Origin of the sequence: Luteibacter sp. (assembly GCF_036499525.1) — a bacterium.
In the GTDB taxonomy this organism is placed as follows: Bacteria; Pseudomonadota; Gammaproteobacteria; order Xanthomonadales; family Rhodanobacteraceae; genus Luteibacter.
In genome coordinates this window covers 84,987-102,099 of the sequence record NZ_DASYDO010000019.1, presented here as the reverse complement: position 1 = coordinate 102,099, position 17,113 = coordinate 84,987, and the positions used below count along the sequence as shown (strand labels likewise).

Sequence of the window (17,113 nt, the reverse complement as noted above, 5' to 3'; positions counted from 1 at the left end):
GCGGTAGACCAGCGGCTTTCCCGCCACGGCACGCTGCGGCATGCCACCTGGCTGCATTAGCCAGGCGAAACCGTTGTGCATGGTGAACAGGTGTCCCTTGCCATCGCCGTCGACGCACAGGGCGCTGCGCTCGTCGACGCCGAGGCCGACGGCGCTGCGATCGCCCTCCACACGCTCGCGCGCCAACATGGCGACCAGGCGTCCCTGGCGCTCACGCCGGGAAAAATGCGTATCCGTGAGGACATGCTCGAGGAAGGGCAGGTGCAGGAAATCCTCGACCAGCGTCACCTGCTTGTCGAGTGGATCGGCCATCCCATCCTTCGATGTCAGGCTCCCACCATCCATGGCGCCGTAGACATGCGCGCCCAGCACGGCGAGCCCGGCGCTGGTGCCTCCGATCGGCTTGCCGGCACGCACATGCGCATTGAGCGCCTCCTGCATGGGCGTGCCCTTCCAGTAGTTCACGTACTTCGCCTGGTCACCACCCGCGAGGAAGATGCCATCTGCGTGGCGCACCACTGCCAGCACGTCCGGATCGATCGATGCCTCGCGTGCGCTGAAGACGATGGTTTGCACGGATACCACGCCACCAATGCGGTGGTACCACTCTTCCTGCATGTCCTGGTCGCCGGACGCGCGCAGGACCACGATATGACCGTGGCCGGCCTTCGCGGAAAGCCACTTGAACGCCTTGTCGACCCAGGCACCGCCGCCCATCAGCATGGCGCCGGGTTCCACTTTCGCGGGAGTGGCGGCAGCGACGTCGCCTATGGCGTAGTAGTCGTAGCCCTTGCCCTTGGGCGCGATCGCCGCATGCGCGAGCGGAACACAACCCAGGGCGAACGAAGCGAGCAACCCAACACATACGCGGCGAAAAAGCATGGCAATTCCTGCATCAAGACGATGACACGCCGGCCCCGGCATGCACTGCCGGCCGGCCCCCAATCTTCTTGGAGACGAATGGGTGCGCCGCTTCCCCCATGCCCGGGACCCAAGAATTTTGGCCCATATCCGCGCGAATGAAATGCCGCTATGGTCGGCCGCATGGACGACACCCTGGACGCCTGGTTCATCCGTGAGATCCTCGTGCACGAGGCGGCGCTGATGCGTCTGCTGCAACGCACCTGGCGGCATCGCGACGATGTCCATGACCTGCGCCAGGAGGTCTACGTGCGCGTTTACGAGGCTGCAGGGAAGAGCCGTCCGACCCAGCCCAAGGCCTTCCTGTTCACCACGGCGCGGCACCTCATGACCGACCGGCTGCGCCGCAGCCGCGTGGTGGCGATCGATGCCGTGGGGGATTTGGACGCCTTGAACGTCCTTGTAGATGAACTTTCGCCCGAGCGACGGCTGGACGGGCGGCAGATCCTCAAGCGCCTCGCCGAGGCGTTCGATCGATTGCCTGCGCGCTGTCGCGAAGTGGTGTGGATGCGCAAAGTGCAGGAACTGCCGCAGAAGGCGGTCGCTGCGCAATTGCAGATCACCGAGAAGACTGTGGAAAAACAGGTCGCCAAGGGCATCCGCCTGTTGGCCGACCATTTCTATGGCGAACGATTCGCCACCCGTGTCCCCGCACGGTCCGAACCCACGCTGAGCGTTTCACCCCATGGCCAGCAGCAGACAGATTGAACTTGCCGCCGCGACCTGGCTCGCCCGACGCGACGTCGGGGACTGGAGCGTGGCGGAGCAGGACGCGCTCGACGCGTGGCTGGCCGAATCCACGGCGCACCGCGTGGCTTTCCTGCGCCTGGACTCGGCATGGCGTGAAGCCGGCCGCCTGCAGGCGCTGGGTGCCGGACTGGCTGGCGACGAGGTGCCGGCGCGCGGGCGCTGGACCCAGCCGGCAGCGGCCGAAGACGTCTTTGTCGTCAGCCGGATGCGCCGGCGTGCGGCGCAGGCGTCGATGCCGTGGCGTTGGCTGGGCGCCGCGGTGGCGGCGCTGGTGCTGGCCCTCGTCGGCACGGCGGCCTGGTATCACGCGGGCAATGAGCCCCTCGCCACCTACGCCACGGCAGTGGGACAACTCAGCGAAGTCCCGCTGACGGACGGCTCGCACGCCACGCTGAGCAGCGACAGTCAGGTCCAGGTCGCCTGGTCGCGGGGCGAGCGCCATATCGACCTTATGCATGGTGAGGCGTTCTTCGCCGTCGCCAAGAATCCGGGCAGGCCGTTCGTGGTGCAGGCAGGCGGTCGCCAGGTAGTGGCGGTCGGCACGCGCTTCTCGGTCCGCCGCGATGGCAGCCGTCTGCGCGTGGTGGTGACGGAAGGCGTCGTGCGGCTGGAACCCGCCGACGCCGACGGCGGCGGGTCATCGTCGACCCTGCTGCCCGCGGGCAGCGTGGCGTTGATGGACGGCAGCGGCCTGCTGGTGCGCTCGCTGCCGGTAGCGCAGGCCGAGCACTACCTCGACTGGCGCAGTGGCTACGTGAGCTTCCACAACACGCCACTTGCCACGGCGGTAAGCGAGATGAACCGTTACAACGCACGCAAGATCGTGGTGGCCGACCCGGCGATCGCGGGCATTCCGCTCGGCGGGAATTTCCGCTGGTCGAATACCGACGCCTTCGTGAATCTGCTGGTGGCTGGGTTCCCCGTGCGGGCGGAGCCCCGCGGCGATCAGGTGCTGTTGTACGCCCGCTGACAGAAAAGTTGCAGGGCGAGTGCGGGGTTTTCCCGTTTCGTTCGTCAAGACGGTAGGTACGCCGTCGCCAGAACGTCTCGGGGGAGATCATGACCGCATTACGCACCACGTTGTTCGTGCTTGCCAGCTCGTTGTCGATGCTGGTCCACGCACAGGAAACCACGTCCCACATCGATATACCTGCCGGTAGCCTGGTTGATGGACTGGATACGCTGGCCAGGCAATCTGGCGCCCAGTTCCTTTATCGCGCCGATCAGTTGCAGGGCCTGTCCACCCACGGCGTGCATGGCGATCTGACGCCGCAGGCTGCGCTATCCCGCCTGCTGCAGGGCACGGGATACACGGTGCACCGGGAGGCATCCGGCGCCCTGGTCATCGTCAAGGACGCGTCGGTACCACCGCCACCGCCGCCACCGCGCAAGAGCAAGACGCCGCTGGGCGACGTGCCCGCTACCCAGAACCTGGAAGCCGTGACCGTCACCGGTTCGCGCATTCCTCGCGCGGAAATCGAAGGCCCCGCGCCGATCACCACGATCACCGCGCAGGACATCACCAGGAACGGCTTCGCCAACGTGACCGATCTGATGACCTCGGTCACCCAGAACCTCGGTGCGCTCGACAACAACCAGAGCACGGACGGCTTCTCGCCCGGCGCGCAGGCGGTCGACCTGCGCGGACTCGGTCCCAACCACACGCTGGTGCTGGTCAACGGCCGACGCATTGCCGACTACCCGCAGGCCTACGGCGGCAACAGCAATTTCACCGACATCTCCAACCTGCCGACCTCGCTGATCGAGCGCGTGGAGATCCTGACCGGAAGCGCTTCGGCCATCTACGGCTCCGACGCGATGTCGGGCGTGATCAACTTCATCCTGAAAAAGAAGGTCGACGGCACGACCCTCGATTACCGCGTCGGCGACACCCAGCACGGCGGCGGCAGTTCGCAACGGTTTCAGATAAGCAGCGGTTTCTCGAAGGGCAACTTCGATTCGGTGTTCGGCCTGGAGCTTTACGAGGCCAAGCCGATCTGGGATTACCAGCGAAGCTTCACCGACTCACGCCTGGACAGCCCGGGCGACCCTTCCGACATCGTTCCGGGCCACACCTTCGTTCGCCAGGACATCAACGGAAATTACCTCGATCCGGGCAGGGCGACCTGCGAGGGCGTGTCCCATCTGAACCAGGGCTCGGTCTTCTATGCGTCGCGTTCAGGCTATGCGCCGGACAACAACGGCGGCCCCGGCTACTACTGCGGAACCTACAAGGACGTCGGCTACGGCACGCTGGAGAACGGGCGCAAGTCGGCCAACTTCTTCGGGTCTGCCACCTACCATGTGAACCACCATGTCGACCTGTTCCTGGATGTGCTGGCTGGCGTGTCCCATCAGGACAGTTACAACACGTCCCTGAAATGGACGAACTGCGAAAAGCTCAACGGCGATTGCACGGCCACGCCTTTCTACAATCAGGCCACCGGCCAGGTTGAGCAGTGGGAGCGCAACTACTTCACGCTCGAAGAAAACGGTGGTCTGAAACCGGGCGAAATCCGCAACATCAACAAGACGCTGTCGCTGACTACCGGCGTCAAGGGCAGCTTCGGCGACGACGACCAGTGGAATTATGAAGGCTCGTTCGGTCATTCGGAAAGCAAGCTCAAGAGCAAGTGGCCGGCGCTGATCGCTGCCAACGCGCAGGCCTTGTACCTTGGGCCGTCGCTGGGCATCGACCCCGACTCCGGGTACCAGATCTACAACGCGCCGCTAAGCCGCTTCTATACCCCACTGTCGGTGTCGCAATTCCGCTCCATCACCCAGGACTCGATCGACAGGGACAATAGCCGCGCGGAAGACTGGTCCCTGACCTTCAGCAACACTGAGCTGTTTCACTTGCCGGCCGGCGCGGTCGGTTTCGCGGCCGTGGTCGAGTACGGTAACCAGTACTTCGGCCTGAAACCCGATCCGCTCTCGCTCGACGGCAGCTATTACGGCCTGCATAACGCCGTCGCTGTGGGTTCGCGCGATCATTCCGGCGCCGGTGTCGAGTTCAGCGTGCCGGTCTTTTCGCAGCTCATGGTCACCGCCGCGGGCCGCTACGACAAATACGAGTATGGCTCTAACTCGTCGGGCAAGGGCACCTACTCGTTGGGCTTCGAATACCGCCCTTTCACGTCGCTGTTGCTGCGAGGCTCCGTCGGAACGGGTTTCCGTGCTCCTGATCTGGCCTACCTTTACGCCGGCGACAGCGGCTCCAGCTCGAGCGGTACGGACTACTACCTCTGCCGCCGCGATGAACCGGGCAGCGGTCCGAACTACTTCGACAACTGCACCAACGGCGACGTCGATTTCAATGGACGCAGCCATGGCAGCACCGACCTCAAGGACGAAACCAGCAAATCCTTCACCTACGGCTTCGTGTACTCGCCGACCCCGAGCCTGGATTTCTCCGCCGACTACTACAACATCACCGTAAAGAACGAGGTCGAATACCAGGACAGCGACAAGGTCCTGCGCGAAGAGGCCGATTGCCGTCTCGGCGTGGACGCCAACGGTGCGCCGGTGGACGGCAACTCGTCGCTCTGCCAGCAGGTCGAAAAGCAGGTCGTGCGCAACTCGCCGACGGCCGGTTACAACCCGAACGGCATTACCTCGGTGGTGGTGCTGCCGATCAACGCCGCTTCCGATCGCACCTCGGGCGTCGACTTCGAAACGCACTACAAGCTGTCCACGAACCGCTTCGGCAGGTTCGATTTTCATCTCGGCGCGACCTACGTGATCATGCGCAAGATGAAGCTGTCGCCCGATACACCTGCCGATAACGAAATGACGGACATCTACTACTACCTGATCCCGCGCAGCAAGGCGAACGGCTCGGTGACGTGGACCTATCGCGACTTCACCGCCACGCTCTACGGTTCGCGCCTCAGCGGCATTCCGAACTACGACGGTACGCTTCGTCTCGCTCCGACCTTCAACTACAACGCGACGTTAAGCTATAACCTCACGAAGAGCTTCAACCTGTCGCTGGTCATCGACAACCTGTTCGATGCCAAGCCGCGGCGCGATCCTACCTGGACGAGCTACCCGTACTATTACATTCCCTGGAACAACCCGACCGGCCGCGCCTTTTTCCTGGAGGCACGCATGAAGCTTGGGGGCACGCATAGTGAGTAAGCCGGCACGCCTGGCCTTCTTCTGTATCGCGTATCTGCCTCTTTGCCCCATGGAAAGCGCGGAGGCGCGCTCTTTCCAACTGGACGACCTGCAAAAGATCGTGTCTTTGTCGGATCCGCAGATATCTCCGGACGGGAAGCAGGTCGCGGTGATGGTGTCCACGCCGGACTGGAAATCCGATCAGGCCAGAAAGGAAATCGATCTGGTGAGCGTGGCTGACGGATCGCGCCGGGCACTCGTCGAAATGCGCGAAAGCCTTTCCTCGCCACGATGGTCGCCGGATGGCACGCGGCTGGCGTTCCTCGCAAAAGATCCGCGTAGCAAGAAAGCCCAGGTCTTCGTGATACCGGCGAGCGGTGGCCTTGCGCGGCGCATGACCGGCAGCCGCCAAGGCGTGGACGACTATGCCTGGAGCCCCGACGGGAACAGCATCGCGTTCATCGCACAGGATCCACCGCCCAACGCGGACGCCCTCAAGGCGCACAACAAGGTGTTCCGCGTCACCCATGGCCATTTCCTGCTGGACGGGGAAGTAGCGCCCTGGCAGTTGTGGGTGGTGTCGGCATCGGGCGGGCAGGCCAGGCAGCTGACCCACGGTACCGCGAGTCTCGGCACTGACCACGGAGGGTCGACCACGCCCGTCTGGAGCGGCGATGGCAAGTCCATTGCATTCACGGAATTTCCGGACGTGCACTGGGCGTCGTCGATCCAGACCGTCATTGCCGAGGTGGATATCGCCAGTGGTAACCGGCGCGTTCTGGTTTGTGCCCAGGGCGCGGCGGATGTCGCCTTCGCACCGGTCGGGGGCGCCTATGCGTTCTCGCGCTCGCGCGGCGGCGATCCGAATAACGGCGACGCGGTGTATGCCGTCGTGGACGGCGCGACCCATGACGCGACCGCGGCGCTGGCGCGTCACGTCGGCAGCTATCTCTGGATGCCGGATGGCCGCACGCTGGTGATCGCCGGTGCGTTGGGTACGCATACGGCGATGTGGAAGCAGCCATTGTCGGGGACGGCGACCTTGCTCGATCTCGGCGACGTGGAAGCCAACAACGGTCTGGGCGTCACCACGAGCAGCAACACGACCAGCATGAGTGTGTCCGGCACCGGCAGCATCGCCTTCATTGGCGCCACAGCAAATCATCCGGGCGAGCTCTACGTGCTCGATGCCGCCGACGCCAAGCCACGCCGGCTGACCGACGTCAACGCCTTTATCGACACGCTGGACCTCGGCCGCACGGCGTCCGTCGAATGGGAGGGCCCGGGCGGCTTTCGCGAAGACGGCATCCTGGTCTACCCAGTCGGTTACGAACAAGGCCGCAAGTATCCGCTGGTGCTGCTTATCCACGGCGGCCCGATGATTGCGTCGAATGCGGCCTTCCAGCAGCTGGCGCAGTTGCTGGCAGCTTCCGGCTTCCTGGTGTTCCAGCCGAACTACCGCGGCAGTACCAACCGGGGGGACGCCTTCCAGCACGCGATATACCGGGACACCGGCGATGGTCCGGGCAAGGATGTGATGGCGGGACTCGCCGCGGTGAAGAAGCTCGGCATCGTGGACGAGGGACGCATCGGCGTCAGCGGGTGGTCGTACGGCGGCTTCATGACCGCATGGCTCACCAGCCACTATGACGTGTGGAAAGCCGCCGTCGCCGGCGCACCGCTCACCGACTGGCGGATGGATTACAGCATCTCGTATTACCAGGAGGCCGGCGCTCACTTCCTCGGTGCCTCGCCCTGGACGAGCGAGGGCTGGGACATGTGGCGCGACCAGTCTCCGATCACCTACGTGCGGAACGTCAAGGCGCCAACCCTGTTGCTGGGTAACGTGATGGATTCGAACGTGCCGCTGGTGAATGCCGAGGAGTGGTACCACGGGCTTCGCGACAATGGTGTTCCCGTCGAGTTTTACGCCTATCCGGACTCGGCGCATCTGCCCCACGACATCGTGCAGATCAGCGACGTCTACAGGCGTTGGGTGGGGTGGATGGAGAAGCACCTCGGGTCTTGACTCTGGATCTGGATCAAGGGTCTAGACTTTCCCCCATGACCACACAAACCGCCCTCACCATCGGCCGCGTCGCGCAGAGCGCGGGCGTCGCCATCGCTCGCACGGCGCGGCAGTGACGCCGGACGCGCCCGTGGTGCCGATGCCGGCCGGCACGATCTACACGTGCCCGATGCATCCGGAGGTGCGCCAGGAAGGCCCTGGTTCGTGTCCGAAGTGCGGTATGGCCCTGGAGCCCGCGCTGCCTTCGCTGGATGACGACGACGGCGAAGTCTGCGCGCTTGGCCGACGCCTGGCGCTGCTGTTCGCCCTGACCCTTCCGGTGGTGGCCGTCGCGATGGGGCCTCACCTGTTCGGCTGGATGTGGCCGGAGCCTTGGGCTTCGATCGCCCGCTGGGCAGAGGCGCTCCTGGCGACCGTGGTCGTGCTGTGGGGCGGCGCGCCGTTCTTCGCGCGCGGCTGGCGCTCGCTCGTTCGCTGGTCGCCGAACATGTACACCTTGATTGCGCTCGGCACTGGCGTGGCGTGGTTGTACAGCGCCGTGGCGTTCGCGTGGCCTTCGCTGTTCCCGCCGGCCATGCACGATATGCACGGGCACGTGGCCGTCTATTTCGAATCGGCGGCGGTAATCGTCACGCTGGTGACGCTCGGCGACTTCCTCGAACTGCGCGCGCGCCGGCGCACTGGCGAAGCCCTGCGCGGCCTGCTTGGTCTCGTGCCGAAGACGGCGCGGCGAATCGGGGAGGACGGCGCTGAAGAGGACGTACCCCTGGAAAGCCTGCACGTGGGCGACCACCTTCGCGTGCGGCCGGGTGAGAAAGTGCCGGCGGACGGTAGCGTGCTCGACGGTGAAAGCCATGTGGACGAGTCGATGCTCACCGGCGAAGCCATGCCCGTCGGGAAGGTGCCCGGTGACAAGCTCACCGGTGGCACGCAGAACCAGCATGGCGCCCTGACGATGCGCGTGGGGCATGCGGGTACCGATACGGTGCTGTCTCGCATCGTGGCCATGGTGGCCGAGGCGCAGCGCTCCCGCGCGCCGTTGCAGCGCGTGGCGGACAAGGTCGCGGCCTGGTTCGTGCCCGCCGTCGTTGTCCTGGCGGTGCTCGCTTTCGTCGCGTGGTGGCTGGCCGGCCCTGTACCCACGTTCGCGCATGCGCTGGTCGCCGCGGTGAGCGTGCTGATCGTTGCCTGTCCCTGCGCTCTCGGGCTCGCGACTCCGATGTCGATCATGGTTGCCAGCGGTCGCGGCGCGAGCGAAGGCGTCCTTTTCCGCGACGCGGCGGCGATCGAGCAATTGCGTGACGTCGACACGCTCGTCTTCGACAAGACCGGCACGCTGACCGAGGGGAAGCCGGTACTGGTCGATGTGCGGACGTTCGGCCGCGAGCGTGCCACGGTCCTCGCCTTCGCCGCGGCGGTGGAGCGGCCGAGCGAGCATCCGCTCGGCGCAGCGATCGTCGCCGCGGCGCAGGCGGAAGAGCTCGTCATTCCCCCGGTTACGGGTTTCCAGGCGATCGTGGGTCGCGGTGTGACCGGGAGCGTCGACGGGCATGACGTGGCGCTGGGTAATGCGCGGTTGATGGAATCAGAGCGCGTGGAAGCCGGCGCCGCGAACGATTTCGCCGAGAAGGCGCGCTTCAAAGGCGCCACGGCGATGTACCTCGCGGTCGACGGCAGGCTTGCCGCCGTGTTCTCGCTTGCGGACGCGGTGAAACCATCGACCAGGCCGGCCCTGGGCGCGCTCCACGCAGCGGGCGTGCGGCTGGTCATGGCCACCGGCGACAACGAGGCGACCGCGAAGGCCGTGGCAGCGTCGCTGCCGATCGACGAAGTGCACGCGGGCGTCTCGCCCGAGGACAAGGCCGCGCTCATCGCTGCGTTGAAGGCGAAGGGCGCGACGGTGGCGATGGCAGGCGATGGCGTGAACGACGCACCCGCACTGGCAGCGGCGGACATTGGCATCGGCATGGGCAACGGCAGCGACATCGCCATCCAGAGCGCGTCGGTCACGCTCCTGAAGGGCGACCTCGCGGGCATCGCGCGGGCGAGGTCGCTTTCCGAGGCGACGGTGAAGAACATCCGGCAGAACCTGTTCTTCGCCTTCGTCTACAACGCGGTAGGCGTGCCGTTGGCAGCCGGCGTGTTGTATCCGTTCCTCGGGATCACGCTATCGCCGATGATCGCGGCGCTGGCGATGAGCCTGAGTTCCGTCTCCGTTGTAGGTAATGCGCTGAGGCTTCGAACCCCGTCTTAGCGCTTCACGTCGAACGAGGGCGGGGCGTCGGATTCCTTCGTCGCCCAGTTCTTGTTCGGCTTGTCCGAAAGGTCGAACTCCAGCTTGCCGCCCTTCAACGCGAAGGACTCCGGCAACCACGACCGCGCTGACGCCTTGCCGTCCACTTTCAACGCCGTGACATACGGCTTGCCTGCGCCTGCGTTTGGCGCGTCAATGATGATGTCGCCGCCTTCGCGATGCACCACGGCATGCGTGAAGATCGGGCTGCCGACGACCATCTCGGCGCGGCCGGGGATGGATGGATAAATGCCGAGCGCAGCGAATACGTACCACGACGACATCTCACCGAGGTCGTCGTTGCCCGGAATACCGTTCGGCGCGTTCACCCAAATCGTATCGAGCACGCGGCGGACGAGCTCCTGCGTCTTCCACGGTTGGCCGGCGTAGTTGTAGAGCCAGGGTGTGCCGATGGACGGTTCGTTATCGAGTTCGGCATGCAACGGGCCGGACTTCGTTACCGCGAAACTGCCGTCGGGCTGGTAGAAGAAGGCGTCCAGGCGCTTGCGGGCTTTTTCGCGGCCACCCATGGCATCGAACAGGCCGCCGACATTGAACGGCACCATCCAGACGTACTGCGCCGCGCTGCCTTCGACGAAGCCGTCTTCGGTGGACGGCGTGAAGGCGTGCGGTGCTTCCTTCTCATGGTCCTTTATCAGCGCCCAGCTGTCATCGGCATTGCGGTTGCGGATATAACCGCCTTCCGGCGTGGCCTTGGGATCGAACAGGTTGCGCCAGTACTGCGCCCGTTCGAGGAAGCGGGCCGAAGTCGCCTTGTCGCCCAGCCGATCCGCCAGCGAGCTGATGCCGAATTCGGCTGCGACAGTTTCCAGCGTATCTGCCGCCGGGCCCCAGGCTGGCGCGCCGACCGGAATGTAATGCAGCGTCAGCCACGCATCCAGGCCGGGGCGCTGGCCGACGCATTCCACTTCGCAGCCGTCGTGCGAGATATCCAGTGCCGTGGGGTGGTCGGCGGCGTGAACCACGGAGGCGAGGGCGCCCTTCGCGTCGAAGTCGCGGGCGCCGAAGGCATACACGCCCGCCATCGCTGCGGCGGCCGGATCGCCGTTCATCACATGTGTGCCGCCGTTGTTGTGGGTCCAACGGTCCCACACACCGTTGTTCTGCTGTGCCTGGTTGTACAGGCTTTGCGCGATGTCGCTGGCGGTCTTCGGTTCCAGCCATGCCACCAGGGGCAGCTGCGATCGGTAAACGTCCCAACCCGAGAAGTTCGCGTACTGGGCCTTCTGGCTTCCGCTTACACGATGGACCTTTCCGTCGAAGCCGCGGTATTCGCCGTTGACGTCACTGAAAACGTTGGGGTGCATCAGCGCGTGATAGAGCGCCGTGTAGAACACCGTGCGCTGGTCGGGCGTGCCACCCTCCACGTCGATGTGCGAGAGGCGCGCGTTCCAGGCGGCGACAGCCTTGTCACGCAGCGATTCGAACGTCGTGCCCTTCGGGTTTTCGGCATCCAGGTTGGCCTGCGCGTTCGCCGCGCTCACATAGGAAATGCCGACGCGCACGTTGACGGTCTGCGTGTCTTTCGCAAAGCCCACCCATGCGCCCGAGCCTTTGCCTGCCTCGGCGAAACCCTTGGGGCCGTACCCCGTGCCGCCTTCAGCCTGGGTGCCACCCCTGTTCACGATGGTGTCGTGCCATGAACCCGTGGCCGCAAAGGGCTGGTCGAACTCGGCGACGAAGTAGAGCGTGTAGTAGCTGTGCCGATCGGCCTCGTTGATGTAACCGCAGAAATTACCGCTGGTGACTTCGCCCGATACCCGGCCATGCGCCTTGTCGACGGCGACCTTCGCATTTTCGGAGCCCGCTTCGGAATCCGAGGCGCGAACCAGCACGTTCGCCGGCTTGCCTGCAGGGAAGGCGAAGCGCGCTGCGCCGCTATGCAGGGCGGCGGTGAGGTCCACGGCCACGCCGTTGTCCAGCGCCACACGGTAATGCCCGGCCTTGGCCGATTCGTTCGCGTGCGAGAACTTCGCGGCATACGCGTGGCGGAAGTCGGTGGACGGCGAGGCGGTCACGTCCTCGCTGATGGGCATGATCGGTACGTCGCCCGAGCCACCCGCACAGCCCCAGCCTTCGACGTTCGTGAGGCTGAAGCCGCGGATGGCATCGGCCCGGTATTCGTAGCCGCCCGGAGCAGCGATGGGCGCCTTCTTGCCGGGCAGCGGCGACGCTTCCGGACTGAACTGGAGCATGCCGAACGGCACCACGGCACCGGGGAAGACGTTGCCTCCGTTGGTGGTCCCGATCAGCGGGTTCACGAGGTCGGCGGGGCCCGAGGTGGCCGCTGCGAGCGCGGGGACAAGAGCGGCGGCGAGGACGATCGGATGCAGGGCGCGCAAGGGGTAACCTCCGTGAAGCCGGTATTTATCTCGATTGAAATCACTTATAGCCCGTTTGTCCCATGCCAACGGTCATGGTCGTGGGATTACCAGAGGATGCCGTCGACGGGCTGTGCCGGCTGGAGCCCGTGCGTTTCGCCGAGCGTGTCGCGCAGGTCGATCTCGATGCCTCGGGTGAGGGTGGAGAGCGGCACGTCGTCTTCACGGTTCTCGAAGGGATTCTGCATGTCGTTGCCGATCTGCAGCAGGGCGAGGAACAGGAAGCCCGCCACCGTGGAGCCCAGCGGCGTGTAGAGGCCCAGGGTTTCCACGAGGCCCAGCGGCAGCAGCACGCAGAAGCCGTGCGTAAAGATGGCGGGGTAGGCGGTGTACTGCTGCGGCAGCGGTGTGTTCTTGATCCGCTCCATGCCGCCCTGCGCGTTCGAGATATCGCTCATCGTGCGCGCGAAGGTCGCCAGCAGGATGGGGTCCGGCCGTGCGCCGGAGACAGTCGCCGCCGTGCGTGCGTGGATGGTGTTGGGTACGTTCGTCACGGAACGCAGCCGCTCCAATTCGTCGAACGGAAGGCGGTCGGCCAGTTCTTCCCAGGGCGCCTGGCGCCGCAGGTGCAGGCGCAGGGCATGCACGTAGGCGATCTGGCGATGCGTGACGTCGGTTGCGACGTCACGGTCCGCGAGCAGGGTGAGCGCATCGCGGGCGAGGGTACGCGATGCGTTGACCATCGCGCCCCACAGCGTGCGCGCCTCCCACCAGCGGGCATAGGCGGTGGTGTTGCGAAAGCTCAGGTATACCGCCACGCCGGAGCCCAGCAGCGTGACCGGCAGGGCGGGGAATTCCATCCAGTCGGGATTGACCAGGTACCAGAACACGGTGACCACGACGTCCCACGCCAGAAGCCAGATCAACGGCTTGCCGACGTAATGCAGGATGTGCCCGATGTGGGCCCGCCCCGGAAGGATCACACGCCGTGCTCGCGCTGGATGGCTTCGGACAGCGGGACGAAGCGGTCGCTGGCCTGGTCTAGCACGGAGACCTTGCCGTCGCCGATATCGTAGACCCAGCCTTGCAGGGTGATAGCGTCGTTCGCCCGCGCCGCGGCCACCGCGGGGTGGGTGCGCAGATGGGCGAGCTGGAGGCGCACGTTCTCCTGGATCAGCGCTTCCATGGCGGCGGGGCCTTCGAGCTTGCGTGCGAATACAGCGCTCTTGGCCGCCTGCGCATTGCGCAGCCAGGTCTCCACAGTGGGCAGGTCCCTGGTGGAATCCGGATTGAGCAGGCCCTTCATGGCGCCGCAATCCGTGTGGCCGCAGACCACGACGTGACGGACACGCAGCACCATCACGGCGAATTCGACCACGGCGGAGACACCGCCAAGCATCTCGCCGTAACCCGGCACGATATTGCCGATGTTGCGGCAGACGAACAGTTCGCCGGGCTGGGTCTGCGTGATCATCTCCGGCACCACGCGGGAATCGGCGCAGGTGATGAAAAGGGTATGCGGGCTCTGGCCTTCGGCCAGCTCGCTGAAGAGCTGTTCCCGCTCGGGGAAGACCCTGTGGCTGAAGTCTTCCACGCCCTTGAGCAGGCCGAGGAGACTGTCGTCGCGCGGAGTGTCCTGGGTCATCGTACTTACCTCGGAAGATCGGGCCGCGCGGGCGCGCGGCAACCGGGGAAGTTTATGACAAAGCGGGGTCGGGCGGATTCGCCCGGGTATGGAGGCATACCCGGGCGAGCCGGTAGAGACTTAAGCCTCCACGTCTTCCTTGTAGGCGTCGATCGGGATGCAGGCGCACATCACGTTCTTGTCGCCGTAGACGTTGTCCACGCGGGACACCGGCGGCCAGTACTTCGACAACTTCAACGTCGGCAGCGGGAAGGCGGCGAGTTCACGCGGATAGGCGTGGGTCCACTCGCTGCCCGTGACCATCGTGGCCGTGTGCGGGGCATTGCGCAGCGGGTTGTCCTCGCGGTCCAGGCGGCCGTCTTCCACCGCACGGATCTCGTCGCGGATCTGGATCATGGCGTCGATGAAGCGGTCCAGTTCGTGCAGCGACTCGCTCTCGGTCGGCTCGACCATCAGCGTGCCGGCGACCGGGAAGGACAGCGTGGGGGCGTGGAAGCCGAAGTCGATGAGGCGCTTGGCGACGTCTTCCGCTCCCACGCCCGTGGCGTCCTTGAGCGGGCGCAGGTCCAGGATGCACTCGTGCGCCACCAGGCCGTTACGGCCGGTATAGAGCGTCTTGAAATGCGGGGCGAGGCGACTGGCGATGTAGTTGGCGTTGAGCAGGGCCACCTGGGTCGCTTTGCGCAGGCCTTCCGTGCCCATCAGCGTGATGTACATCCACGAGATCGGCAGGATCGACGCGGAGCCGAAGGTGGCCGCGCTGACCATGCCCACGTCGCCCTCGCTGCCGAAGGCGCGCGGCAGGAACGGAGCGAGGTGCGACTTGACCGCGCACGGACCGACACCCGGGCCGCCACCGCCGTGCGGGATGCAGAAGGTCTTGTGCAGGTTGAGGTGGGAGACGTCCGAACCCCACTTGCCCGGCTTCGCCACGCCGACCAGCGCGTTCATGTTCGCGCCGTCGGTGTACACCTGGCCGCCATGCTTGTGCACGGCTTCGCAGATGGCGACCACGTCTTCCTCGAACACGCCGTGCGTGGAGGGGTAGGTGATCATGATGGCGGCGAGGCGGTCGGAGTACTTCTGTGCCTTCTCGCGGATGTCGTCCACGTCGACGTTACCGTTCGCATCGCAGCGCGTGACGACCACGGTCATGCCGCACATCTGCGCCGAGGCGGGGTTGGTGCCGTGGGCGGATTCCGGGATGAGGCAGATGTCGCGATGGCCTTCGCCGCGCGAGCGGTGGTAGGCGCGGATGGCGAGGAGACCCGCGTATTCGCCCTGCGCGCCCGAGTTCGGCTGCAGGCTCACGGCGTCGTAGCCGGTGCATTCGACGAGCATCGCTTCCAGTTCGTCGATCAGCTGCTTGTAGCCCTGCGCCTGGCCGGCCGGGGCCAGCGGATGGATGTTGGCGAACTCCGGCCACGTCACCGGGATCATTTCGGCAGTGGCATTGAGCTTCATGGTGCACGAGCCGAGCGGGATCATCGTGCGATCCAGTGCCAGGTCCTTGTCGGCAAGGCCGCGCAGATAGCGCAGCAGCTCGTGCTCGCTGTGGTGCGTGTTGAATACCGGGTGCTGGAGGAAGTCCATGCCGCGCAGCAGCTGCTTCGGCAGCGCGTCGTGCACTTCCGCGTCGAGCGCGTCGATGTCGTCGACACTGCCGCCGAAGACGCCGGCGAGTGCGAGCACGTCGACGCGGGTGGTCGTTTCGTCGAGGCTGATGCCGACGCTGGAGTCGTCGATCGCGCGTAGGTTGAGCTGCGCGGCGGCGGCCTTGGCGTGGATCGCCTTCGCGTCGATACCGGTGACGTGCAGCGTGTCGAAGAAATCGCCGCCGACGGCGATGCCGGCCTTGCGTAGCGCGACCATGAGGATCGAAGCGAGGCGGTGCGTGCGGCGCGCGATGCGCACCAGGCCTTCCGGACCGTGGTACACGGCGTACATGCTTGCCATCACGGCCAGAAGCACCTGGGCGGTACAGATGTTCGACGTGGCCTTCTCGCGACGAATGTGCTGCTCGCGGGTCTGCAGGGTGAGGCGGTAAGCCGGCTTGCCCTCGGTATCCACGGAGACGCCGATCAGGCGGCCCGGCATGGAACGCTTATACGCGTCGCGGCAGGCGAGGTAGGCGGCGTGCGGGCCGCCGAAGCCGTAAGGCACGCCGAAGCGCTGCGTGTTGCCCACCACGATGTCGGCGCCCCAGCTGCCCGGCGCGGCGATCAGCGTGAGCGCGAGCAGGTCGGTGGCGACGCATACGATGCCGCCGCGCGCATGCGTGGCATCGGCGAGGCCCTTGTAATCGTTGATGCGGCCGTAAGTGTTCGGGTACTGCAGCAGCACGCCGAAGCTGTCCACGCCGGTGGCTTCGCTATCGTCGCCCACGTGCAGTTCGATACCGATGCCGTCGGCGCGCGTGCGCAGCACTTCCAGCGTCTGCGGGTGCACATCCTTCGAGACGAAGAACACGTTCGACTTCGACTTGGCGGAGCGCTTGGCCAGCGTCATCGCCTCGGCGGCCGCGGTGCCTTCGTCGAGCAGAGACGCGTTGGAGATGTCCATACCGGTGAGGTCGGCGACCATCGTCTGGAAATTGATCAGGGCCTCCATGCGACCCTGCGATATCTCCGCCTGGTACGGCGTATAGGCCGTGTACCAGGCCGGGTTCTCCAGTACGTTGCGCAGGATGACGTTCGGCGTGAGCGTGCCGTGGTAACCCTGGCCGATGAAGCTGCGGAACACGGTATTGCGGTCGGCGATGGCGCGGATCTTCGCCAGTGCTTCCTCTTCGGTCACGGCGCGAGGCAGGGCGAGCGGGGCAGGCGACTTGATCGAGCCAGGGACGATGGCGTCGGTCAGGGCGTCGAGCGAGGCGTGGCCGACCACGCGCAGCATCTCGGCGATCTCGGTGTCGTTCGGGCCGATGTGGCGCTCGATGAAGGCGCCGTGGTTTTCGAGGTCGCGCAGCGAAGTTTTCTGGCTCATGGGCTTTGGAGGCATCCGGAAAAACGTGC

General features: G+C 65.5%; 9 protein-coding genes and 1 pseudogene. 5 read left to right on the top strand and 5 right to left on the bottom strand.

The window, feature by feature from the left end; genetic code table 11:
• Positions 1–111: 111 nt before the first annotated feature.
• A pseudogene (locus tag VGM71_RS03640) lies at positions 112–618 on the bottom strand (cyanophycinase); the annotation flags it as partial.
• A 426-nt stretch (positions 619–1,044) separates the two neighbouring features.
• Between VGM71_RS03640 and VGM71_RS03635 the strand changes: the two are divergent.
• The 5 genes from VGM71_RS03635 (at position 1,045) to VGM71_RS03615 (ending at position 10,073) form a co-directional block, all read left to right on the top strand.
• A complete protein-coding gene (locus VGM71_RS03635) occupies positions 1,045–1,629 on the top strand; it encodes a sigma-70 family RNA polymerase sigma factor (protein WP_331542453.1) in 585 nt (194 codons plus the stop codon).
• The gene (locus VGM71_RS03630) at positions 1,607–2,641 is read left to right on the top strand and encodes a FecR family protein (protein WP_331542452.1); all 1,035 of its coding nucleotides are present in this window, start codon (positions 1,607–1,609) and stop codon (positions 2,639–2,641) included. Before VGM71_RS03635 ends, VGM71_RS03630 begins: the two co-directional genes overlap by 23 nt.
• Before the next feature lie 89 nt (positions 2,642–2,730).
• On the top strand, positions 2,731–5,811 hold the full coding sequence (locus VGM71_RS03625; RefSeq protein ID WP_331542451.1) for a TonB-dependent receptor: 3,081 nt from the start codon (positions 2,731–2,733) through the stop codon (positions 5,809–5,811).
• Positions 5,804–7,819, top strand: coding sequence for a S9 family peptidase (locus VGM71_RS03620; RefSeq protein ID WP_331542450.1), 2,016 nt, complete (start codon positions 5,804–5,806; stop codon positions 7,817–7,819). The genes VGM71_RS03625 and VGM71_RS03620 overlap by 8 nt, the downstream gene beginning before the upstream one ends.
• 139 nt (positions 7,820–7,958) lie before the next feature.
• The gene (locus tag VGM71_RS03615; protein WP_331542530.1) at positions 7,959–10,073 is read left to right on the top strand and encodes a copper-translocating P-type ATPase; all 2,115 of its coding nucleotides are present in this window, start codon (positions 7,959–7,961) and stop codon (positions 10,071–10,073) included.
• Here the strand turns inward: VGM71_RS03615 and VGM71_RS03610 are convergent.
• The 4 genes from VGM71_RS03610 to gcvP form a co-directional block, all read right to left on the bottom strand.
• Positions 10,070–12,475, bottom strand: coding sequence for a GH92 family glycosyl hydrolase (locus VGM71_RS03610; protein WP_331542449.1), 2,406 nt, complete (start codon positions 12,473–12,475; stop codon positions 10,070–10,072). The two genes, VGM71_RS03615 and VGM71_RS03610, sit on opposite strands and share 4 nt — an antisense overlap.
• Before the next feature lie 86 nt (positions 12,476–12,561).
• A complete protein-coding gene (locus VGM71_RS03605; RefSeq protein ID WP_331542448.1) occupies positions 12,562–13,437 on the bottom strand; it encodes a bestrophin family protein in 876 nt (291 codons plus the stop codon).
• On the bottom strand, positions 13,434–14,099 hold the full coding sequence (locus VGM71_RS03600) for a carbonic anhydrase (RefSeq protein ID WP_331542447.1): 666 nt from the start codon (positions 14,097–14,099) through the stop codon (positions 13,434–13,436). The genes VGM71_RS03605 and VGM71_RS03600 overlap by 4 nt, the downstream gene beginning before the upstream one ends.
• Positions 14,100–14,219: 120 nt before the next feature.
• Positions 14,220–17,084 carry an aminomethyl-transferring glycine dehydrogenase gene (gene gcvP, locus VGM71_RS03595; protein WP_414675083.1) on the bottom strand — a complete coding sequence of 955 codons (2,865 nt, stop codon included), beginning with the start codon at positions 17,082–17,084 and terminating at the stop codon, positions 14,220–14,222.
• Between the last annotated feature and the right edge of the window lie 29 nt (positions 17,085–17,113).